Annotated in this window: 14 protein-coding genes; 8 read left to right on the top strand and 6 right to left on the bottom strand. The window is 70.5% G+C overall.

Translation table 11 applies throughout. The features are described 5' to 3' along the window. Positions 1-602: 602 nt before the first annotated feature. The 3 genes from ABGB10_RS15820 to ABGB10_RS15830 all read left to right on the top strand — a co-directional run bounded on the left by ABGB10_RS15820 (position 603) and on the right by ABGB10_RS15830 (position 3057). Positions 603-2261: a sodium:solute symporter family protein gene (locus ABGB10_RS15820; RefSeq protein ID WP_347661590.1), complete on the top strand. Its 1659-nt coding sequence runs from the start codon at positions 603-605 to the stop codon at positions 2259-2261. A gap of 15 nt (positions 2262-2276) precedes the next feature. Beyond that, positions 2277-2585 carry a hypothetical protein gene (locus ABGB10_RS15825; protein ID WP_347661591.1) on the top strand — a complete coding sequence of 103 codons (309 nt, stop codon included), beginning with the start codon at positions 2277-2279 and terminating at the stop codon, positions 2583-2585. Positions 2586-2670: 85 nt separating this feature from the next. Next, on the top strand, positions 2671-3057 hold the full coding sequence (locus ABGB10_RS15830) for a hypothetical protein (protein ID WP_347661592.1): 387 nt from the start codon (positions 2671-2673) through the stop codon (positions 3055-3057). Between the two features lie 120 nt (positions 3058-3177). Here ABGB10_RS15830 and ABGB10_RS15835 read toward each other — a convergent pair whose 3' ends face one another. After that, positions 3178-4962 (bottom strand): glycoside hydrolase family 6 protein, encoded by a 1785-nt coding sequence (locus ABGB10_RS15835; RefSeq protein WP_347661593.1) that lies wholly within the window; start codon positions 4960-4962, stop codon positions 3178-3180. A gap of 620 nt (positions 4963-5582) precedes the next feature. Between ABGB10_RS15835 and ABGB10_RS15840 the strand changes: the two genes are divergently transcribed. Continuing rightward, a complete protein-coding gene (locus ABGB10_RS15840) occupies positions 5583-6788 on the top strand; it encodes a hypothetical protein (RefSeq protein WP_347661594.1) in 1206 nt (401 codons plus the stop codon). Between the two features lies 1 nt (position 6789). Further along, positions 6790-7488, top strand: a complete 699-nt coding sequence (locus tag ABGB10_RS15845) for a class F sortase (protein ID WP_347661595.1) — start codon at positions 6790-6792, stop codon at positions 7486-7488. A gap of 72 nt (positions 7489-7560) precedes the next feature. On the opposite strand, the gene ABGB10_RS15850 is transcribed toward ABGB10_RS15845, so the two are convergent. Continuing rightward, positions 7561-12642, bottom strand: coding sequence for an NAD-glutamate dehydrogenase (locus tag ABGB10_RS15850; RefSeq protein WP_347661596.1), 5082 nt, complete (start codon positions 12640-12642; stop codon positions 7561-7563). A gap of 289 nt (positions 12643-12931) precedes the next feature. Between ABGB10_RS15850 and ABGB10_RS15855 the strand changes: the two genes are divergently transcribed. Continuing rightward, positions 12932-14896, top strand: coding sequence for a penicillin-binding transpeptidase domain-containing protein (locus ABGB10_RS15855; RefSeq protein ID WP_347661597.1), 1965 nt, complete (start codon positions 12932-12934; stop codon positions 14894-14896). A gap of 161 nt (positions 14897-15057) precedes the next feature. On the opposite strand, the gene ABGB10_RS15860 is transcribed toward ABGB10_RS15855, so the two are convergent. The 4 genes from ABGB10_RS15860 to ABGB10_RS15875 all read right to left on the bottom strand — a co-directional run bounded on the left by ABGB10_RS15860 (position 15058) and on the right by ABGB10_RS15875 (position 21173). Then, a complete protein-coding gene (locus ABGB10_RS15860; protein ID WP_347661598.1) occupies positions 15058-16446 on the bottom strand; it encodes an arginase family protein in 1389 nt (462 codons plus the stop codon). Positions 16447-16512: 66 nt separating this feature from the next. Continuing rightward, positions 16513-17427 carry a tetratricopeptide repeat protein gene (locus ABGB10_RS15865; RefSeq protein WP_347661599.1) on the bottom strand — a complete coding sequence of 305 codons (915 nt, stop codon included), beginning with the start codon at positions 17425-17427 and terminating at the stop codon, positions 16513-16515. Between the two features lie 172 nt (positions 17428-17599). Then, a complete protein-coding gene (locus ABGB10_RS15870) occupies positions 17600-19288 on the bottom strand; it encodes a methylmalonyl-CoA mutase family protein (protein WP_347661600.1) in 1689 nt (562 codons plus the stop codon). A gap of 109 nt (positions 19289-19397) precedes the next feature. Further along, complete coding sequence (locus ABGB10_RS15875; protein ID WP_347661601.1) at positions 19398-21173, bottom strand: PDR/VanB family oxidoreductase; 1776 nt, start codon at positions 21171-21173, stop codon at positions 19398-19400. A 290-nt stretch (positions 21174-21463) separates the two neighbouring features. Between ABGB10_RS15875 and ABGB10_RS15880 the strand changes: the two genes are divergently transcribed. Together ABGB10_RS15880 and ABGB10_RS15885 are read left to right on the top strand one after the other, a co-directional pair. Beyond that, complete coding sequence (locus tag ABGB10_RS15880) at positions 21464-22774, top strand: sensor domain-containing protein (protein WP_347661602.1); 1311 nt, start codon at positions 21464-21466, stop codon at positions 22772-22774. Next, positions 22762-23421 (top strand): response regulator transcription factor, encoded by a 660-nt coding sequence (locus ABGB10_RS15885; RefSeq protein WP_347661603.1) that lies wholly within the window; start codon positions 22762-22764, stop codon positions 23419-23421. Before ABGB10_RS15880 ends, ABGB10_RS15885 begins: the two co-directional genes overlap by 13 nt. Positions 23422-23436 lie beyond the last annotated feature (15 nt).

A 23436-nucleotide genomic window follows, 5' to 3' on the forward strand; every position in this document is an offset into this window, starting at 1 on the left:
GATGCCCCGGTCGACGCGGACGCGGCTGGCTACGGCAGTGCCACACCGGAGATGGTGGACCCGGACGCGGACGGCGACGCGGTCCACACCGATGACACCGGCACCTCGCTGGAGTCCGCCGGAACCTCTCGCCCCGCGGGGTCGACCGTTGCGACCGCGGCGGCCACGCTCCTGGACACGGACACCGCACAGGGCTTCCGGGACCGCTGGCGCGACGTGCAGTTGCGTTTCGTCGACGATCCGCACGCGGCGGCCGGCGAGGCGCAGTCGCTGGTGGAGGAGGCCATCCAGGCTCTCTCCTCGGCGCTGGCCGCGCAGAAGAACACGCTGGGTGGGTGGCAGGACGCCGGCTCCGCCGACACCGAACAACTGCGGATGGCGGTACGCAACTACCGGGACTTCCTGGACCGCGTACTGGGTCGCTGATCACACGACCGACAGGGGCGCCTCGGCCAGACGGCCGAGGCGCCCCTGCGTTGTGTCAGAGCGCCCGACCGGGGCGGAACCCGCCGGATTCATCCAACGGGAGTGAAACCGCTCCTTCGGGGTAATAGGGCGCGCGCCCGTAAATCGGCGCAGAGGTCGGGACGAGGAGTGAAGGTATGGACGGCGGCGGTCTTCGGCTCAACATGAACGGGCTGGACTACCTGATTCTCGCGCTGTACTTCGTCACCGTCCTCGGCGTCGGCTTCGCCGCGCGCCGGGCGATCCGGACCAGCGTCGACTTCTTCCTCTCCGGCCGATCCCTGCCCGCCTGGGTGACCGGTCTCGCCTTCGTCTCGGCGAACCTGGGCGCTCTGGAGATCATCGGAATGGCCGCGAACGGGGCCCAGTACGGCGTCATGACGCTGCACTACTACTGGATCGGCGCGGTCCCGGCGATGGTCTTCCTCGGCATCGTGATGATGCCCTTCTACTACGGTTCGAAGGTCCGCAGCGTGCCGGAGTACCTGCGGTTGCGCTTCAACCGTCCCACCCACCTGCTGAACGCGCTCAGCTTCGCCGTCGCCCAGGTGTTGATCGCCGGGGTGAACCTCTACGCGCTGGCCCTGGTCATGCAGGCACTGCTCGGCTGGCCGCTCTGGACGGCGGTCGTGGTCGGCGCGGCGATCGTGCTGGCGTACATCACCATCGGCGGTCTGTCCGGGGCGATCTACAACGAGGTGCTCCAGTTCTTCGTCATCCTGGCCGGTCTCATCCCGGTCACCGTGATCGGTCTGGTCAAGGTCGGCGGGGTGAACGGGCTGATGGACGCGGTACGCGACTCGAAGCTCGGCGACGCCGGCCTGCACGCGTGGGAGGGCACCGGCAGCACCGCCAACCCGCTGGGCGCGCACTGGATCGGCATCGTCTTCGGCCTGGGCTTCGTGCTGTCGTTCGGCTACTGGACGACGAACTTCGCCGAGGTGCAACGCGCCCTCTCGGCGAAGAACATGAGCGCCGCCCGGCGTACGCCGATCATCGCCGCGTACCCGAAGCTGCTCATCCCCCTGGTCACTGTCATCCCCGGCCTGGTGGCCCTGGTCACGGTGAAGGGGCTCGGCGCGGAGAGCGGCGACCTGCAGTACAACAACGCGATCCCGCTGCTGATGCGCGACCTGCTCCCCAACGGCGTGCTCGGGGTGGCGGTCACCGGCCTGCTCGCCTCGTTCATGGCCGGCATGGCGGCCAACGTGAGCGGCTTCAACACCGTCTTCACCTACGACATCTGGCAGGCGTACATCCGTCCCGGCCGCTCGGACGACTACTACCTGCGGATCGGCCGGTGGGCGACGGTCGCCGCCGTGGTGGTCGGGATCGGCACCGCGTTCATCGCGGCCGGGTTCAGCAACATCATGAACTACATCCAGGCGCTCTTCTCGCTGTTCAACGCGCCGCTGTTCGCCACCTTCATCATCGGCATGTTCTGGAAGCGGATGAGCGCGCTGGCCGGCTTCTGGTCGCTGTTGTTGGGCACCCTGGCTTCCCTGGCGACGTACCTGCTCTACAAGGGTGGCGTGATCGACTTCAACTCCGACCTGGAGGAGAGCTTCTGGGGCGCGGGCATCGCGTTCGTCACGGTGGCGATCGTCGCAGCGATCCTCACCCCGCTCACCGCGCCGAAGCGCGACGAGGAGCTGCGCGGGCTGGTGTACGGCATGGGCGGCATCGACCTGAAGGGCGACGTGCTCGCCGGGGACGCCGTCTGGTACCGCTCGCCGGTGCTGCTCGGTGTGATCGCGGTCGCGCTGGCCGCCCTCTTCTACATCCCGGTCTTCTAGGAAAGGGTTCGGCAGATGAGCAACGAAGGCCAGCCGGCGCAGGACCCGCTGATCGACGAGACGCAGGCGGAGCAGAGACGTTCTGCCGCCGCCCGGCTGTTCGACATCCGCCGGGTGATCGGTGGTCTCTTCGTGGCGTACGGGGTCATCGTGACGCTGATCGGCGTCTTCGACAGTCGGGCCGAGATCGACAAGGCCGAGGGTGTCCGGATCAACCTGTGGGCCGGGCTGGTGATGCTCGCCTTCGGCCTGCTGATGCTGCTCTGGCAGTGGCTGCGCCCGGCGGAGCCGCCGGCCGCCAACGAGCAGCAGCCGGGCAGCTGACCACCGCCGGGCCAGGCGGCATGAGCGCGGCACGAGGGGGTACGCGAGGGGATCAGGCACCGTGTCGGACACAGGAGGCAGCACCATGACCGATCGCGATCGCCAACCGCCGTTGGAGGACAGCCCGGAGGTGGCCTCGGCGGTGGACGATGACATCACCGTCACGCAGCTGCGGACCGGAGGCGGCCCGGACCAGGACAACCCGGCCTTCGCCGAGCCCCGCGACCGGCCGGACGACCTCGCGCCGGGCACCGACGAGCTGATCGGCGACCCGTACGCTGCCGGCACCGGGGCTACCGGGACGGGCACCGGCGCCGGTGGGGACAACATCCGCACCGGGGCGGAGCAGCCCTGGGAGCCGGAGGACCTGGTGCTGGCCCGTGGGCAGGACCTCACCCCGGCGAACCTGGAGAAGGCGCGCCGCGACCTGGCCGAGCAGGGACAGGCGGCGATCGAGCGCACCGTGCCCTGACCGGGGCACGAGGGGGGTCCCCGACCCGACCAGAGCGGTCGAGCCGGGGACCCGGGGGGAACCTGCCGCCGGCAGTGCCTCACCTACTGCCGGCGGCGGGTGGGTGTGGAAGCGATCCGGTCAGAGCGCCGGGTACGCGTTGCGCATGAGCTCCTGGAACTGGGCGGAGAACCACGCACCGGAGATCGGCGCGTCCGGCAGGGCACCCGACGGGTTGTTGCCGTTGCGGGCGTTGCCGCCGTACGTCGGGTCGCACATCCGGTCGAAGCCCTTGCCCTCGTTGTTCGGGATCTCCTTGCTGGAGCCGTCCGACTCACCCGGCGGCTTCACCCAGACGTAGGCGTCGATGCCCGTCGCCGGGTTGGCCCGCGGCCGCTCACCGAGGCCTGCGCCGGCCTGGTTGCACCAGTTGCCGAGGTGGAGGCGCCGGTCGAGGCGGCCACCGTTGACGTACGTGTCGACGCTCGTCGTCGCGCCCGGACCGGTGGGCCGGGCCGAGCCGCCCCAACCGTTGCGGGACGTGTCGATCAGCATGCCGATGTTGGAGTTGAAGCCCACCGAGATCAGCTTGGTACGGAACGCCTGGGCGAAGGAGAGCTCGTCGACGTAGAAGTTCCAGTCGATCCACTTGGACTGCCGCACCGTCTGGCCGTTCACGTTGTCGGTGACCTTGAAGTACGGCTCCTGCAGCGCCGAGTAGTTCGCGGTGTTGGTGATGAACCCGTGCACGTTGTTGACAGTGCTGCCGGAGGCTACCGCCGCGGTCTTCAGGATGTCGGCGGTCGGGCCGAAGTTGGAGTCCCAGCCGAGCCAGCCGTGGTGGCCGGCGTCGACGTAGTTGTAGACGTTGCCGATCGCGCCCAGCTTGGCCAGGGCGTAGCCGACGCCGTTGACGTACGCACCGTTGGCCTTGACCGTGTCACACATGGCCGTGCCGCCGGGCTGACCGGAGGTGTTGGTGACCAGGTTCGGCAGCGAGTCGATCTCGATGACGTTGATGATCCGCAGGCTGCTGTACTTCGATTCGCCCTGGATCGCGGCGATCGGGTCGATGTACTGGGCCTTGTACTTCGGCAGCTCGTCCGGGCCCAGCTCACCGTTGGAGGCGAGCGCGGAGCAGTCCCGGCCGGGCAGGTTGTAGATCACGAACTGGATGTAGCCAGCGCCCTGGCGCAGCGCCTCGTCCAGGTGGTCCCGCACCCCGAAGGCACCGTTGGAGCTGCTGTCCGGCGTGCCGTTGATCGCGGCGATCCGGTCCAGCCAGACGGCGGTGGGGTTGTTGGAGACCCGGCTTCCGCCGGCCTCGGCGTCCGCCTTGGCCTTCCACTCCGGGTTCACGTAACCGCGCACCCCGGCGAACGGGTTGTCGACCTTGGTGCCGGGCGGCGGGTTGGTCGTCGGCGGCGGGTCGGTGGGCGGCGGGTCGGTCGGCGGGGGGTCGGTCGGCGGGGGCGTCGTGGTCGGCGGGGTGGTGGTGCCACCGTTACAGACCACGCCGTTCAGGGTGAACGAGGTCGGCTTCGGGTTGCTGCCGCTCCACGCGCCGTTGAAGCCGAGGGTCGTCGACGCGCCGGTGCCGAGGTTGCCGTTGTAGGACATGCTCCGGGCGGTGACCTGGCTGCCGGACTGGGTGTACGTGGCCGACCAGCCCTGCTGGACACGCTGGCTGGAGTTGGGGAAGGTCCAGCCCAGGGTCCAGCCGTTGACCGGGTCGCCGAGGTTCTTGATGGTGATGTTCGCGGTGAAACCGCCCTGCCAGTCATTGGTCGTGTACGCGATGTCGCACTGCGTCGCGGCCTGCGCCGCGGTAACCGGAATCGTCACCAGCCCACCGGCGACCAGGGCACCTGCGCCAGCGAGCGCAAGGGCCCGGCGTGGGCCGGTTAGCCTTCTCCACACATTCATGCCACTGATCTCCTTGGGCGAGACCGGGCTCGCGTACGGCCCGGCGAGACGGCCCGGTGAGCGTCCTCTGACGGACGGCTGCCGGCGCCAACGGGATTTCGGGGGTGCCCGGCCCGGACGGGCGAGGGTGGTGGTGGTGGTGCGTGACCGACCGGTGCAGCGGCCGATCAGATCGGCGGATCGTCGCCCGGTGAACCGGGTGCCCTCGACTCCCTGCCTGCGCGGTGTGGCTCCCCGAACCGCGTTCGCCGATTCTTGCATGGGAGCGCTTCCATGGCAATGGCTCGATGCGTCGCGGCGGGGATCAGCCCTGTTCCCGTTTCGGACGATACCCCCGGACGCGCTCGGCCGGCACCTGACAGGACGGGGCTGGCCGCTACCGGACGACCGGCAGGAGCTGGCTACCCGCGCCCCAGACCACCCGCACACCGCCCGGACGGGTGTCCGAAGCCTTGGGCGGCACTCAGAGCGCCGAAAGCCGCTTAGCTCTTCTTCGGCACCTACCTGGGGTAAAAGCCAAAACACGAATCTTTCACTTCATAAGTCATGAAACGGTCTAACGTCGGTCTTAGCTCGGTTGTCGCCGGGCTCAGGACAACAGGGATGGAGTGACGCAGGTCATGGCTAAGAAGATGCTCGGGAAGGTCGTTGCGGGCGCCGCGCTCGGCGGCGCGTCGCTCCTGGTGTTCGCACCGGGGATCGCGTTCGCCGAAGGTCACCACGACGGCGGCAAGGACCGTGACGGCAAGGTCTACGCCAAGCCGCACGTCGTCAAGGCCGGCGACGAGGTCAAGCTCCTCGAGATCTGCCCGGATCGGCAGGAGCACGCGTACGTGTGGTCCAAGGTCACCGGCAAGGTCAAGCTCAAGCCGGCGCATGAAGACCGGGGCGAGGACCGCGAGTGGCGCGAGGAGGAGAACTCCTCCGACCACGACAAGGGCAAGGACGAGAACGGCAAGGACGAGAACGGCAAGGACCACGAGGGCAAGGACGAGAACGGCAAGGACGAGAACGGCAAGGACGACAAGGGCAAGGACGAGAACAAGGACGAGAACAAGGACGAGAACGGCAAGGGCGGCCAGGGTGGCGGCGCTGCCGCCGACGCCTACGGCGACGAGGGCAGCAAGGACTGGAAGGGCGAGGAGCACGGCCAGGACGCTGAAGAGGGCCGTGACAAGAAGGACTGGGACTCCAAGGACGAAGACAAGAAGGACTGGGAGTCCAAGGACGAGCACGGCTCGGACTACGGCTCGGACAACGGCTCCGACAAGGGCTGGGAGTCCAAGGACGAGCACGGCTCCGAGTACGGCTCGGACAACGGCTCCGACAAGGGCTGGGAGAACAAGGACGAGCACGGCTCCGAGTACGGCTCCGACAACGGCTCCGACAAGGGCTGGGAGAACAAGGACGAGCACGGCTCCGAGTACGGCTCCGACAACGGCTCCGACAACGGCTCCGACAAGGGCTGGGAGAACAAGGACGAGCACGGCTCCGAGTACGGCTCCGAGTACGGCTCCGACAAGGGCTGGGAGTCCGAGGACCGCGGCTCGGACGAGCGCAGCCGGGACGAGGAGCGCGAGTTCGTCTACTACGGCGAGGCCAAGGTCGACAAGGACGCCAAGCCGGGTCGCTACGAGCTCAAGGGCTCGTGCGGCGAGGGCGAGCTCGTCGTGCTGCCGCACGGCGGTGTCGACGGTGGTGACGGTGGCGCCAGCACCGGCACCGACCGTGGCCTGGCCACCGGTGGGGCGGGCCTGCTCGGCGCTGCCGCGCTGGGCGGGATCGTGCTGATGCGTCGTCGGCGGACCGATGGTTCGCTCGTCTGACGTGACGACGACACGGGCCGGCGGCCGTCACGGGAAACCGTGGCGTGCCGTCGGCGCGGTCGTCGTCGTCACCATGGCCATGATCGGCGCCGGCATGATCGGCGCCTCCCTGAAGACCACGCCCACTCCCCGACCGCCGCAGCCGCTGGCCCAGGCCGGCCCCGAGGTCACCCCGCCGGCGGGCACCGCGGACGATGCCCCACCGGTCGACGGGCAGCCGGCCGGTCAGGCGGCGGCCGGCTTGGCCCGTTCGGCACCGACCAGCATCGAGATCCCCCGGATCGGTGTCGCCGCGACGATCATGTCGTTGGGCACCAACCCGGACGGCACCGTCCAGGTCCCTCCGCTGGACAAGGCCGACCAGGCCGGGTGGTACGAGCCCGGTGCGAGCCCGGGCGAGACGGGTAACGCGGTAATCGTCGGGCACGTGGACTCGGCGGTGCTCGGCCCGGCCGTCTTCTTCGACCTGGGCGCCCTCGTCCCGGGCGACACCATAACCGTGCGACGGACCGACGGGGTGCCCGCCACCTTCACTGTCGACTCGGTGAAGTCGTACCCGAAGACGGCCTTCCCCACCGAGTTGGTCTACGGACCCAGCGACCGGCCCAGCCTGCGGGTGGTCACCTGCGGCGGTCAGTTCGACCAGGCCGCCAAGAGCTATCCGGACAACATCGTCGTCTTCGCCACCCTGGCGGCGTGACCCACGACGAACGAGAGCGGTCCGGCCGATCGGGGTGACCCGATCGGCCGGACCGCGTCCGGCGTACCTGACTCAGGCGGCTGCGGAGGTCCGCACCAGGGTGCGGATCTGGCGCAGCAGCACCGACAGGGCGGCGAGATCCGCCCGCGACTCGTCGAACTCCCCCATCGCCCGTCGAGCGCGGTGGATCGAGGTCGCGTTCGACTGCTCCCACTGCTGCACCCGCTCGTGCGGCGGCAGGTCGCCCGGGGTGGAGTCGAGCACCTCGGCGGTGAGCGCGGCCAGCGCGGCGTACAGGTCGTATCGCAGCGCCATCCGGGCCAGCGTCTGCCAGCGGTCCTCCCGCGGCAGCAGGGAGATCTTCGACAGCAGCGAGTCCACCCGGAACAGGTCGGACAGCACGAAGTAGACCGAGGCCACCTCGCTGACGTCCCGTCCGCTGGCGTTGGCGGTCTCCACCACGTCCATCAGACCGAAGCTGTACATGAGCCGGGTCGCCCGCTCGGCCAGCTCACGGGGCAGCCCACGCTCGGTCATCGAGTCCATGTGCGCGGCGATGCCCTGCCGCTCGTTGCCGTAGAACAGCTCCTCGAGCCCCGGCAACAGCCGCGTGACGCCGTCGCGCAACCGGGCGATCTCGGCCGGCACGTCGATCGGCGAGCGCCGGTTGGAGACCAGCCACCGCACCGCACGGTCGAGCAGCCGACGGGTGTCCAGGTAGACGCTCGTCTGCAACTCGGGCGCGACCTTGTTGTCCAGCGCCTCGACCGCGTCCCACAGGTCGCGCAGGCCGAACACCTCGCTGACCACCACGTAGGCCCGGATCACGTCAGCGGCGCTGGCCGCGGTCTCCTCGACCACCCGGAAGATGAACGAGATGCCGCCCCGGTTGATCGCCTCGTTGACGAGCACTGTGGTGACGATGTCCCGGCGCAGCCGGTGCCGGCCCATCCGGTCGGCGAACCGCTCGCGCATCGGCGTCGGGAAGTAGTTGACCAGGACCTCGGTCGTCCACTCCTCGTCGGCCAACCCCTCGGTGAGGATCTCCCGTTCCAGGACGATCTTCACGTACGCGAGCAGCACCGCGAACTCCGGCGCGGTCAGCCCGGACTCGCTGCGGACCGCCAGCTCCTCGTCCGGCGGCAGTGCCTCCAGCGCCCGGTCCAACCCGCCGGTACGCTCCAACTCGTTGATCATCCGGCGGTGCACCGGGAGCAGCGAGGCGGCCTGGGCCTGGGCGTTGTTGATCGCCCGAGCCTGGTCGTAGTTGTCCCGCAGCACCAGCTCCGCGACCTCGTCGGTCATCCCGGCCAGCAGCTCGTCCCGGTCGGCCGTGGTCAAATCCCCGTCGGCCACCGCCGTGTTCAGCAGGATCTTGATGTTCACCTCGTGGTCGGAGGTGTCCACCCCGGCCGCGTTGTCGATGAAGTCCGTGTAGATCCGGCCACCGGTCAACGCGTACTCGATCCGGCCGAGCTGGGTCCAGCCCAGGTTGCCGCCCTCGCCCGCCACCCGGCAGCGCAGGTCACGCCCGTCCACCCGGATCGCGTCGTTGGACTTGTCGCCCACCTCCGCGTTGGTCTGGCTGGACGCCTTGACGTAGGTGCCGATGCCGCCGTTCCAGAAGAGATCCACCGGGGCGGTGACGATCGCCTTCATCAGGTCCTGCGGCGACATCTGCGTGACGTCGTCGTCCAGGCCGATCGCCGCCCGCACCTGTGGCGTGATCGGGATCGACTTCGCGGTACGCGGGAAGATGCCGCCACCGGCCGAGATCAGCTCGGGGTTGTAGTCCTCCCAGGAGGAACGGGGCAGGTCGAACAGCCGCCGTCGCTCCGCGTACGAGGTGGCCGCATCCGGCTCCGGGTCGAGGAAGATGTGTCGGTGGTCGAAGGCGGCCACCAGCCGGATGTGCTCGGACAGCAGCATCCCGTTGCCGAACACGTCGCCGGACATGTCGCCGACGCCGACCACCGTGAAGTCCTGGGTCTGGGTGTCCAGGCCCAGCTCCCGGAAGTGCCGCTTGACCGACTCCCAGGCGCCCCGTGCGGTGATGCCCATCTTCTTGTGGTCGTAGCCGGCGGAACCGCCGGAGGCGAACGCGTCGCCCATCCAGAAGTTGTGGGCCTTGGAGATCTCGTTGGCGATGTCGGAGAACGTCGCGGTGCCCTTGTCGGCCGCCACCACCAGGTACGGGTCGTCGCCGTCGTGCCGGACCACGTCCTCGGGCGGCACGATCTGCCCGCTGGCGATGTTGTCGGTGACGTCCAGCATCGCGCCGACGAACTCCTGGTAGCAGGCGACGGCCTCGTCCCGGTCGCCCGGCTTCTGCTTCAGCACGAAGCCGCCCTTGGCACCCACCGGCACGATCACGGTGTTCTTCACCATCTGCGCCTTGACCAGACCGAGCACCTCGGTCCGGAAGTCCTCCCGGCGGTCGGACCAGCGCAACCCGCCCCGGGCCACCGGCCCGAACCGCAGGTGCACACCCTCGAACCGGGGCGAGTAGACGAAGATCTCGAACTTCGGTCGCGGCGCCGGCAGGTCCGGGATGGCCTGCGGGTCGAGCTTGAACGCCACGTACGCCTTGGGCCGCCCGTCAGCGCGCTTCTGGTAGAAGCTGGTCCGCAGGGTCGCCTCGATCAGCGTCAGGTAAGAGCGCAGGATCCGATCCTGGTCGAGGCTGGCCACGTCGTCCAGCGCGCCCCGGATCGTCTCCACCAGCTCACCGCTGCGCTGCTGCCGCTGCTCGTTGGTCTGCTCACCCGGCGCGAACCGGGTCTCGAACAGCTCCACCAGCATCGCGGCGAGCTTCGGGTACGCGACGAAGGTCTGCTCCATGTAGTCCTGCGAGAAGACCGTACCGGCCTGCCGCAGGTACTTCGCGTACGCCCGCAGCACCACCACCTGCCGCCACGTCAACCCGCCGCGCAGCACCAGTTCGTTGAACCGGTCCACCTCGGCCTCGCCGCGCCAGGCCGCCGCGAAGGCGTTCTCCACGTGCGGGCGCACCTCGGACAGCTCGTGGTGCCCTTCGGGCAACATGAGACCGAAGTCGTACAGGTAGACCCGACCGTCGATCCGGTCCACCTCGTACGGGTGCTCGTCGACCACCCGCACACCGAGCGAGTGCAGCACCGGCAGCACGGCGGAGAGCATCATCGGCTCGCCGTACCGGTAGACCTTGAACCGGACGTCCATCGCCTCGGCGAGTTCCGCACCGGGCACCCGGGTGCCGGGCCGGGGCGCGAGCTGCTTACGGAACAGGTGCATCTCCAGCTGGCCGGGCTCCTCCAGCAGCTCCAGCTTCGCCAGGTCCTTCATCGCCTCGTACGGCGTGTGCCCGTCCTTGTAGCCCTCCGGGAACGCGTCGGCGTACCGGGTGAACAGGTGCTTGGCCTGCTCGTCGCCGAGCTTGCGCTCCAGCACCAGCCGGTAGTCGTCGTCCCAGAGCCGGGTCGCGTCGGCCAACTCCTCGGCCAGCAGGTCGGCGTCGATGTCACCGGGCGGCCGGGTCGGGTCGGTGCGGACGATGAAGTGCACCCGCGCCAGCATCGACTCGGTGACCCGGGTGGTGTAGTCCACCCCGACACCGTTCAGCTCGCGCAGCAGGATGTCCTGCATCCGCAGCCGGTTCTGCGTGGTGAACCGGTCCCGGGGCAGGTAGATCAGGCAGGAGATGAACCGCCCGTACGCGTCCCGGCGAAGGAAGACCCGCAGCTGCCGACGCCCGGCCATGCGCAGCACACCGATCACCGCGTGGTACAGGTCGTCGGTCTTGATCTGGAACAGCTCGTCGCGCGGGTAGGTCTCCAGGATCTGGATCAGATCCTTGCCGGAGTGGCTGCGCTGGCTCAGGCCGGAGCGGTCCAGCACCTCGGCCACCTTGCGGCGTACCACCGGCAGTTCACGGACGCTGGTCCGGTACGCGGCCGTGGAGAACAGGCCCAGGAACCTCCGCTCGCCGACCACCTCGCCGGCGGAGTTGAAGATCTTGAAGCCGATGTAGTCGAGGTAGGCCGAGCGGTGCACGGTGGCCCGCGAGTTGGCCTTGGTGATGATGAGCAGGCGCTTCTCCAGCACCTTCTCGTGCGCCTCGGGCGTCATCGACGAAAGCGACCGCGCGTCCGGCGAGTCGGACCGCAGGATGCCCAGGCCGGTGCCGAGCACCGCCTCCAGCGCCTTGCCGTCGACCGGGTCGGTCGCGTCGCCCCCGGGGGCGTCCACCAGCCGGTACTCGCGGTAACCGAGGAAGGTGAAGTGGTCCTGGGCGAGCCAACGCAGCAACTCCACCGAGTCGGTGATGTCCTTCTCCGGCACCGGTGGACGGTTGTCGGAGGTACGGGCCGACGCCAACTCGTCGGCGAGCGCGAGGGCACGCTGACGCATCTTCGGCCAGTCCTCGACCGCCTCCCGCACGTCGGTGAGCACCCGCTGCAACTCGCGGCGCAGCCGCTCCCGCTCGGACACGTCCCGGACCGGGTCGATCTCGATCCGCATCCAGCTCTCGATGATGTCGCCATCGATCGCGTCATCCGGCTCCACGTCCGCGGAGACCTCGGTGAGCCGGCCCAGCGGCTCCCGCCGGACCACCACGAGCGGGTGCACCAGCAGGTGCACGTCGAGGTGGTACGAGTTGAGCAGAGCGGTGACCGAGTCGACCAGGAACGGCATGTCGTCCGTGACGATCTCGACGACGGTGTGGTGCTGGTCGGCGTGCGGTTCGTGGATCCGCAGCTTCAACTCGCCCGGAACCCGCTGCTGGGCGAGGTCCCGATGCGCCCGGGCCGCGTCGAGCATCTCCTCGGCCGTGAACCCGACCAACTCCTCGTCCGGCGCGAACCGCCAGAAACGGCCGACAAGTGTCGCCGCGTCGTGGTCGTCCCCCGCGAGCGCGACAGCCTGGGCCACCAGACGCTCCGCGTTGGGAACGGGCTCGTCGAGCTCGGCGTCCTCCACGTCGTCGGCCAACGCCTCGGTCGGCAGGCCCAGATCGTAGATGGTGTCGATGCTCGACCCGGTCAGCCCGGTGACTCCCGTGTCGAGCCGGCCGTAGCCGTCCCCGTCGGTCGCCGAATCGAAGTTGTCGTCGTCCCGGCCGGAGTCATCCTGCCGGAGGTCGGGTTCCGGTTTGATCGCCGGACGCCGGTCCATCGGTGCCACTCCCCTCGACCCACCGCGTTGTGGGTCACTCTGCCGCCCAGCCTAGGCCCTGCCGTTCTGCGCCTTCGTCGGCGGACCACTGACCAGACGTCCGGATCGGGACTTTGTCCTTTCACCCGTTGCGGGTCCGAGGTTGGCCGGCTGCGGGATACCCCGCCACGCGATGTTCATCACACGGGCTCGGCCCGTCTTTGGCCGCCTTCGCGCTCCGGGGGGACGTTGGGGACGGCGCCCACGTATTACCGTGCGAGGGCACTCTGAGATGGGAAGGACCAGCTCCATGCCCTTGTCGTACCCCCGGCCCCACCGGCCGAACCACGCCCGCCGTCTGCTCGCCACCCTCACCACCGCGGCGCTCACGGCCGGCGTTCTGGCTGCCTGCTCGGGTGACGACGGGCCGCAGCGCACCGTCGACGCGTTCCTCTCCGGCTGGCGCAGCGGTGACCTCCAGGCGGTCGGCCTGATCGACCCGACCGGCAGCAAGCTGCCGTCGGCCGACGTGACACGCGACATCAAGGAGCTCTCCGGTGAGCTCGCGGCCACCCCGCCCAAACTGACGCGTCGCGGCGAGCCGAAGGTCACGGCGGACATCGCGACCGCGACCGTCCAGGTGGAGTGGACCCTGCCGGGTCAGACCCGCTGGACGTACGACCGGGAGATACGCCTCGCCCAGGGCGACGGCGACCAGTGGCAGGTGATCTGGGAGCCACGGGTGCTGCACGACCAGCTCACCAAGGGTGACCGGTTGGCGTTGCGCCGCGACGCCAGCGCCCGGGCCGGCGTGCTGGACAGCGCCGGGAACCCGATCGTGACTCCCCGCCCGGTGGTGCGGGTCGGTGTACAACCGAACGGGGTCGCCGACATCAAGGACCTCGTCAAGGATCTCGACGCCGCGTTCAAGGCGATCCGTCCGGCGCTGGTCCCCGCCGTCGACCTGGCCGACCTGCCGGAGCGGGTGGCCAAGGCCGAGCCGGGGGCCTTCGTCGAGGTGGTGTCGCTGCGCGAGGAGGCGTACCTGCAGATCAAGCCCCGGATCTACGACCTGCCCGGCACCAAGTTCATCTCGGGCAAAATCGACCTGGCGCCGACCCGGGAGTTCGCCCGGGCGGTGCTCGGCACGGTCGACCCGGCGCAGGCGGACGACCTCGCCGCGCACCCGGACCGGTACGTCGCCGGTGACCTGGTCGGGCACGGCGGGTTGCAGGGTCGCTACGACGAACGGCTGCGCGGCGGCCCCGGGCTGACCGTGGTGGTCGAGCGTCCCGCCGAGGGCGGCAAGCTGGAGCCGACCGGCGCGGAGTTGTTCCGGCGGGAGCCGCAGCTCGGCCAGCCGCTGAAGACCACGCTGGACGTCGCCGTCCAGAACGCGGCCGACGGGGCCCTGCGCGCCGAGCCCCGCCGATCCGCCCTCGTGGCGCTCCGGATCAGCGACGGCGCGGTGCTCGCCGCGGCGAACGGCCCCGGGCCGGCCGGTGAGAACCTCGCCTTCAATGCCCAGGTGCCACCGGGCTCCACGTTCAAGATGGTCAGCACACTCGGCCTGCTGGACCGGGGCGCGGTCACTCTGGACGGGCCGGTGGGCTGCCCGAAGACCTTCACCGTGGACGGCCGGTCCTTCAAGAACTCCGACAACTTCGAGCTCGGCTCGGTGCCGTTCCGCACGGACTTCGCCAAGTCCTGCAACACCGCGTTCGCCTCGCTGGCGCCGAAGCTCGGCGGCGACGGGCTGGCCGTAGCCGGCCGCTCGTTGGGCCTGGAGGGCCAGTGGGACCTCGGTGCGGACGCCTTCACCGGCAAGGTGTCGACGGGCGGCAGCCTGGCCGAGCAGGCCGCCGCCTCGTTCGGGCAGGGCACCACGCTGGTCAGCCCGCTGGCCATGGCCGGGGCCACCGCAGCCGTCGCCCGTGGCCGCTTCGAACAGCCGAAGCTGGTGCTCGACCCGGCGCCGGCCAAGCCCGTGCCGGCCGGCGAGCAGCTCAAGCCAGAATCGGTCACCGCGCTGCGGTCGATGATGCGCGAGGTGGTCACCACCGGCACCGGCAGCGCGCTCAAGGATGTGCCGGGTGAGGTCTACGGCAAGACCGGCACCGCCGAGTACGACGACAACCCGGCCCACACCCACGCCTGGTTCGTCGGTTGGCGGGGTGACGTGGCGTTCGCGGTGTTCGTGGAGAAGGGTGGCGCCAGCACGGCCTCGGCCGTGCCGATCGCCGAGCGCTTCCTCCGCGCCCTCCCGGCTTCCTGACACCGTCGCGGCGAGCGCCCGCGCAGCAGACGGCCCCCGCACCACGCACCCCGACGGTGTTGATCCACTCGGTTTCACGGAATCTTGCGGTATCCGAGCCATCCGGATACCGCGACTTCCGTGAAACCGAGTGGCTCACGGCCCGGTCGGCCGTCAGACGGTCAGGCTGTGTCGGCTTTGTGCCGGTCCGAGTGAGTCTGAGCCGATACGGAAGGCCGCCGGAGCAGGCCTGGGCCGGCCGATGCGGGCGGGCCGACCGGCTCCCGCTCGACCGGCTCCCGCTCGACCGTGGCCGCGATGTCCGCCGCGACGTCCGACTGCTCGGAGCGGGCCTGACCGTTGGTGACGGCTGATCCCGTCCCAGCCACGATGTCGTGCGGTGCTGCGCCCACGACGAAACGGCCGTCGGAAGGACCAGCGCCGGCAGACCGCAAGCCCGAGGATGCGACGCCGGCAGGCCCGACATCGGAGGATCCGGCCTCCGCGAGCGACCCGGCATCCACCCGCTCGGCACGCTCCGGCCCGTCGCGCCGCTGGGAGCGGTCGGGTCGTTCGGTGGCGGCCGGGGTCCGGCCGTTGCCGCGCCGGGGGCCGGGGGCTGGCCGCGCCGACAGCAGTCGGGGCGGCACCGCCTCGGGGGCGGTGACCGGGGCCAGGCCGGCGACCACGGTGTTGACGATCTCGGCCGCGTACGAGCCGTCCGGATCGTAGTCGGGGTCGAAGACGGTCAGCTCGACGCCGAGGCAGTGCGGGGTGTCGACCAGGCCGGCGAGCAGGATCTCCAGCTCGGCGAAGGCGATGCCGCCCGGGTCGGGTGCGTCCACCGCCGGCATCACCGCGGGGTCGAGAACGTCCACGTCGATGTGCACCCAGTAGCCCGCGCAGTCGGCGAGTTGCTCGTGCGCCCACTGGGCCGTCCGGGCAGCGCCTTCGGCCCGCAGCGCGGGGACCGGGCGGGTGGTGATCCCGGCGGCCTGGAGGTCGAGCCGGTACTCGTCCTGGGCGCGGATGCCGAGCACCACCACGTCGATGTCGCGGAAGTAGGGCCGGCGTCCTTCCAGTGCGGCCAGATCGGCCTGGCCTCGCCCGGTGACGAGGGCAAGGTCCTCACCAGCGGCGGCGCCGACGTAGGAGGCGTTGCCGGGATGCCGGAAGTCGGAGTGCCCGTCGACGAAGACCAGCCCGATCCGCCCGCCGACGGCCTCACCGAGGCGGTGCATGGCCAGCGCCGAGCCGAGCAGCACGGAGCAGTCGCCGCCCAACACCACCGGGAACTCTCCCCGGTCGATGATCGAGCCGATCCGTTCGGCGAGCGCCAGCGAGTAGTCGGCGATCTCCCGGGCATGGCACACCCCGTCGCCGGGCCGCCAGTCGCCCGGGTCGTAGCGGGGTGGGGTGATGCAGCCGGCGTCGCGGGCGCGCAACCGGGCCAGCAGGTCGTGGTCGCGCAGCGCGCCGGGCGCCTTGGCGCAACCGGGGACCGACGTGGACGTCGGCGGCCGTAGGCCAAGATTTGTCGGCGCGTCGAGGACGGCGATCCGGCGCATCATGAGCTCCCGTCCTCGGTGGTCGGGCGGGCCGGCCGGAACGCCGGCCCGCGCTGGCGTGCTACGAACTCAGAACAGGGCGCTGGCCAGGGCCCGGCGCGCCGAGGCGACCGCCGGATCGTCCGGGCCCGCGATGGAGAAGAGCGAGACCAGGTGCTGGCGCACCGTCTCACGGTCCTCGCCGGCGGTGCGCCGGACCAGGCCGACGAGCCGGGAGTATGCCTGCTCGGCCAGGCCGCTGAGCACCTCGATGTCGGCGGCCAGCAGCTGGGCGGCCACGTCGTCGGGGGCACTCTCGGCGGCGGCCAGCGCGGTGGAGGGGTCCGCGCCGGCCACCCGGCGGGCCACCCCGACCTGGGCCAGCCCCGCCGTTGCCGCCGCGTCCGCCGGCGCGTCGGCCAGGATCTTGCGGTACGCCTGCTCGGCGGCGTCCAGGTCACCGCTCATCAGCGCGTCGTCCGCCTCGTCGAGGCGAGGGTCCTCCGGTTCGGCCACGGTCACGCCGCCGGCCTTGAGCACGGCCTGGAGCCACTGCCGCAACTGCGCCTCGGGCACCACCCCGGAGAAGGCGTCGACCGGCTGCCCGCCGACGACCGCGTAGACCATGGGGATGCCCTGGACCCGGAACATCTGGGCGATTCGCGGATTTTCCTGCACGTCGACCCGTGCCAGCACCCAACTGCCGGCGCCCTCGGCGTTCAGTCGCTCCAACACCGGGGCGAACTCGTCGCTCTCCGGGAAGCCTGCGGCGCCGAAGAACACGACGACGGGCATGGCCATCGACCGTTCGAGCACGTCGGACTGGATGGTCGCCTCGGTGACGTCGACGATGGCGGTGTTACCGCCAGCAGCGGGCGCGCCGTTGGACGGGCCGCCCTGCGGGGGCGTGCCGGGGCGGGAGCTGGCTGGTGCGGGGCCGCGCAGTGTGCTGAGGTCGACCGCGCCGCGGGTGAAGATCGACGAGGTGATCCGTGGGTCGCTCATGGTTACCTAGTCTCGCACGTGAGCCCGGATTCTCAGCTCACCCGCAACCCCGACGTTGCAACTCTCACGCCCCGCCGCACACCCCCGCGATCTTGCACTTCAGGACGCCGAATACGCGCCGTTTGCCGTATTCATTCGGCCGGAAATGCAAGATCGACGGAGGGGCGCTGTGTCAGAAGCGGGCCGGCTCGCGGTAGGTGCCCCACTCGGCGCGGAGCGCGTCGCAGATCTCGCCCAGGGTCGCCTCGGCGCGGACCGCGTCCAGCATCGCGGGGATCATGTTCCCGTCGGTGCGGCTGACCTCGACCATCCGGGTCACCGCCGCACGGACCGCGGACTCGTCCCGGGCGCTCTTGCGCTCGGCGAGCACCCGGCGCTGCTCCAGCTCCACCTCGTGCGAGATGCGCAGGATCTCCAGCTCCTTGGCGACCGTGCCGGTGTGGCAGTTGACCCCGACGATCTTCTTGTCACCCTTTTCGAGGGCCTGCTGGTAGACGAAGGCCGACTCGGCGATGTGCCCGGTGAACCAGCCGTCCTCGATGCCCCGCAGGATGCCCGAGGTCATCGGGCCGATCTGGTGCGGCCCCTCCCCGCCGAGCTGCCGGATCCGGGCGAAGATCTCCTCCGCCTCGGCCTCGATCTTGTCGGTCAGCGCCTCGACGTACCAGGAGCCGCCGAGCGGGTCGGCCACGTTGACCACACCGGTCTCCTCCATCAGCACCTGCTGCGTACGCAGGGCGATCTCGGCGGACTCGTCGGTGGGCAGCGCCAGCGTCTCGTCCAGCGCGTTGGTGTGCAGCGAGTTGGTGCCACCGAGCACCGCCGCGAGGGCCTCGACGGCGGTGCGTACGACGTTGTTGACCGGTTGCTGCGCGGTCAGCGACACGCCTGCGGTCTGCGTGTGGAACCGCAGCCAGAGCGCCTTCTCGCTGGTGGCGCCGTAGACGTCGCGCAGCCAGCGGGCCCAGATCCGGCGGGCGGCGCGGAACTTGGCGATCTCCTCGAAGAAGTCGACGTGCGAGTCGAAGAAGAAGCTCAGCCCCGGCGCGAACACGTTGACGTCCAGCCCGCGCGAGAGGCCCAGCTCCACGTAGCCGAAACCGTCGGCCAGGGTGTACGCCAACTCCTGCGCGGCGGTCGAGCCGGCCTCGCGGATGTGGTAACCGGAGACCGACAGCGGCTTGTAGCGCGGGATCTCGGCGGCGCAGTATTCCATCAGGTCGCCGATCAGGCGCAGGTGCGGCTCGGGGTCGAAGAGCCACTCCTTCTGCGCGATGTACTCCTTGAAGATGTCGGTCTGCAGGGTGCCGTCCAGCGTGGACAGGTCGGCGCCCTGCCGCTCGGCGGCGACCAGGTACATGCAGAACACCGGCACGGCCGGGCCGGAGATGGTCATCGAGGTGGTGACACCGGCCAGGTCGATGCCGTCGAAGAGCGCCTGCATGTCGGTGGCGGTGTCGATGGCGACGCCGCAGTGCCCGACCTCGCCGAGCGCCTGCGGGTCGTCCGAGTCGCGGCCCATCAGCGTGGGCATGTCGAACGCGACCGAGAGGCCTCCGCCGCCCGCGCCGAGGATCATCTTGTAGCGCTCGTTGGTCTGCTGGGCGTTGCCGAAGCCGGCGAACTGCCGGATGGTCCAGGTCCGTCCGCGGTAACCCGTCGGATACAGACCCCGGGTGTACGGGTACTCGCCCGGCCAGCCGATCCGCTCGAAGCCCGGGTACGTGGCGCCCTCCGGCGGGCCGTAGACCGGGTCCACCGGCATCCCGGAGAGCGTGGTGAAGTCGGCGTCCCGCTTGCGCGCGCCGTCGTAACGGGCCTGCCAGCGCGCCCGTCCGGCGTCGATCTCGTCGGCGTCCATGAGCAGGGCTCCTCCTCGGGTCCTCGACTGCACGTCGAGTGTAGAGCCCTGACCTGAACGATCGCTAAGTCACGCCGTACCGACCGGTAACGTGAGCTGGCGAATGGCATCAAAGGTCCAGGACCAGCCGCGGGGTGCGCGACCGGGAGACGCACGGATAGACGACGTCCCGGCCGTCCCGCCGCCGCGCCGCTGGGATGTCGTCGCGGTGCTCAGCCTGCCCATCGACCACGACAACGCCGCAACTGCCGCACAGACCGTTCTCGCACGAGGCGGGGACCTCGGGTACGACCTCACGGATCACGTCGAGCAGGCTGCGGCTCGCCGGCACCTGGAGCAACTGCCCGGTGCGGGCCAACTCGGCTTCGAAGGGCTGGTTGTCGGCGGCGACGCGAGGTGTGGCGGTGAACCTTTCGACGTGCCGCCGATCGGGCGGCGTGAGCCGCTCGACCGCGGCAATCAGCTCGGCCGGCCCACAGCAGTAGACCGCGGTGTCGGCGGATGCCGCATTCAGCAGTCGGAGCAGGTCAGGCCTGCCATCGGTGTCCGTGGCGAAGATCTCCACCCGGTCGGCGCCGAGCGCCGACACCTCGTCCCGGAAGGCCATCCGCTCGGTCGAGCCTCCCACGTAGAGCAGCCGCCACGGTCGGCCCTCGGCCCGCACCCTCCGCACCATCGGCAGGATCGGGGTGACGCCGATCCCGCCGGCGACGAAGAGGTACGCCGGCGCGGGCACCAGGGGAAAGTGGTTCCGCGGGCCACCTACGACGACCCGCTGCCCGGGTCGAAGCTGGTGCGCCTCGGCCGAGCCACCTCGACCGGCGGGATCCCGCCGTACCGCGATCCGGTAACTGCTCCGATCGGCCGCAGCGCCGCAGAGCGAGTACTGGCGGACCACGCCGGAGGGCAGCGTGAGATCGATGTGCGCCCCCGGTTCCCACGCCGGCAGCGGCCGGCCCGACTCACCGACCAGCGTCACCGTGACGACGTCGCGGGCGACCGACCGGATGTCACGGACCACGGCGACCATGCCCGCCGGGTTGCCGACCGGGCGTCGGCGCTCCGCGCCACGGCGGCGGCCGTATCGGGTCGGGCCGCCCGGTTTGTAGACCGACAGCAGCGTCGCGATCAGCCCGACCGCCGGCCCCAGCGGCGTCAGCAGCGCCAGCGGCAGCCCGGCCTCGGCCCGGATCTCGGCCACCGGTCGGCCCGCCTCGACCAGCTCGTGCGCGCGTACCGCCAGGTCCTGGAGGACCGCGCTGCCAACCAGCATGATCACCAGCATCAGCACGAGCTTCGTCGCGACCCACCGACGCCGCCAGAGCCCCCACGGCGTGCCCGCCGCAAGTGCCACCCCGGTCAGCAGGGCGAGTTGGTGGGCCGGGCCGAGGAACGTGTGGTCGACCAGCAGCATCATGGTGTACGCCGAGCGCAGGTAGCCGAGGTCGTCGGCGGCGGCAGCGGCGATGGCCATGGTCGCCATCACGGTGATCACGCCGAGCCAGCCAACGGCGCTCGCGATGTGCGTCGCCAACAGCGCCTTGCGGACCCGGGGTGAGATGAGCCGCTGCTGGTCGCGGGTCGCCCGCATGTACCGGTTGGCGGCCGGCAGGAAGATCAGGAGCACAGCGGCACCCATCGCGCCCAGGCTCATCCAGTCGAACACCACCGCCAGCGGCTGCCGGTCTCCCGGGTCGCCGACCATGCCGGGCAGCCTGAACACCACGGTGTTCGCGACCAGCGCGGTCAGGGTGACCCGAGCCCACTGCCGCCCCTGCCGGGTCATCGTGGCAAAGAACAACAGCATCGAGCCCAGCTCTGCCGGCCAGAAGATCCGGTGGGCCGGAGCACCGTCGAGTAGCTCGACGACCAGGCTGACAAGCATCAACGCCACCGCTACGGCGGTGGCTGCGAATGCCGCGGCGATCAGACGGGGGACTCGTCGTCCCGACTCCAGGGATGTCGCTGACCGTTTCATCACGTGATCTCCGTGCGGTAGGGGTGGGCAGGTCGGCACGGAACAAGCGTGTCGAGAAGGACCCCTCCCGGCTGCCGGGCCACCATGCGAGATCGAGGTGGTGGTAGCACCCCCGAGCACTGGCAGGCTGCCCTCCTGTCGTGCCCGCCCAGCTCGCCATAGGCTGGCCCACTGAGCAGCCCTGACCAGGGAGAGTGATGATCGAGCAGGCCACGGCGTGGCGGTCACGACTGGGCCGGGAGGCCACGGCGCTCGTCTCCACCGACACCTGGCGGCGAACCCTGCACCTGCTGGTGGTGACTCCGTGGGCGGTGGTGATGACCGCGCTCAGCGTCATCGGGCTCGTGCTCTCCGCGGTGCTCCTGCCCGTCCTGCTGCTCGGCGTGCCGATCTTCCTCGGCTACGGGACCGCGCTGCGCTGCTGCGCCCACCTCGAAGCGCAGTGGTGCCGCCGGGTGCTCGACGAACGGGTGTCGGTGGCACTGCGCGCGCCCGCCGGGACCGGTTGGGCACAGCGGGCCGGGAATCTCGTGCTCGATCCGACTCTGTGGAGGGTCGCGGCGTACCACCTGCTCCGCCTGCCGCTGGCACTCAGCACGGCGCTGCTGACCGTGATCGCCTGGGGCGGCGGGGTCTGGCTGCTGGTCGCCGCCACGCGTCCGCCGGCATGGCCGTTCGCCGACACCCCGCTGGCCTACGACAGCACCGCCCACGCTCTGCTGCACGGGCCGCTGCGGCCGGTCACCGCTGCGCTGCTGGTCACCGGTGGGCTGGCCCTGCTGATCGCCGCCCCGACGGTGGTGCGGGTACTCACCCTGGTGCACGTCTCGCTCGCGAAGACCCTGCTCGGCTGGGCGTCGACCCGCCAGCTCCGGGCCCGAGTGCAGGAGGTCGAGCGCCGCCGCGCCGAGGTCATCCGAGCCACCGAGGCCGAACGCCGACGCATCGAGCGCGACCTGCACGACGGCGCGCAGCAACGCCTCATCCACCTGGTCATGACCCTCGGCATGGTCCGCCACCAGTTCGCCGACGACCCCGTCCGCGCCGCGCCGCTGCTCGCCACCGCCCATCAGGAGGCCAAGCAGGCAATCGTCGAGCTACGCGACCTCACCCGTGGGCTGCACCCGCCGGTGCTCGCCGACCGGGGCCTGGACGCCGCGCTGTCCGCCCTGGCCGCCCGGTCGCCGGTGCCGGTCACGATCGACGTACGCCTCGACCGTCGACCGCCGCGACTCATCGAGTCCATCGCCTACTTCATGGTGTCCGAGGCGCTGTCCAACACGGCCAAGCACGCCCGCGCCACTCGGGCTCAGGTCCACTTGGCGGCCCGCCGCGACGCGCTGCTGATCCGGGTGACCGACGACGGCGTTGGCGGTGCCGACACGTCGAGCGGGTCCGGGCTGGCAGGGCTCGCCGAGCGTGCCCACGGCGTCGACGGCGACCTGACCGTGTACAGCCCGGCAGGCGGGCCGACGGTGCTCACCATGGAGCTGCCATGCGGGTGGTGATCGCCGAGGACGCCGCGCTGCTACGCCAGGGCCTCGCCCTGCTGCTCACGACCAACGGGCACGAGGTCGTCGAGGCGGTCGCCGACGCGGAGCAGTTGCTCCGGGCCGTCGCCGAACACCGTCCCGACCTCGCGCTCCTCGACGTACGAATGCCGCCCACCCATAGCGACGAAGGGCTGCGCGCCGCGCTGGTCATCCGGCGTCAGCAGCCCGACACCGCGGTGCTGGTGCTCTCGCAGTACGTCGAGGAGCGCTACGCCGCCGACCTGCTCGGCGGCAACCTCCACGGGGTCGGCTACCTGCTCAAGGACCGGGTCGGCGAGGTTGGCGAGTTCCTCGACGCGCTGAACCGGGTGGGTGCCGGCGGCACCGTCTTCGACCCCGAGGTCGTCCGCCAGATCGTCTCCCGTAGCCGCCGGGACACCCCGCTGCGCAGGCTCGCCCCACGCGAGTTGGAGGTACTCCAACTCATGGCCGAGGGCAGGTCGAACGCCGGCATCGCGGCCGAGCTGGTGATCACGGAACGGTCCGTCGAGAAGCACATCAACAGCATCTTCAGCAAACTGCAACTGCCGGTCACGACCGGCGACAACCGGCGCGTGATCGCGGTGCTGCGCTATCTCGACAGCGGCGGGCAGCGGCCGTGATCCCGGGCGGCCCGA

The sequence above is a fragment of the Micromonospora sp. B9E7 genome (assembly GCF_039871815.1).
Lineage (GTDB): Bacteria > Actinomycetota > Actinomycetes > Mycobacteriales > Micromonosporaceae > Micromonospora.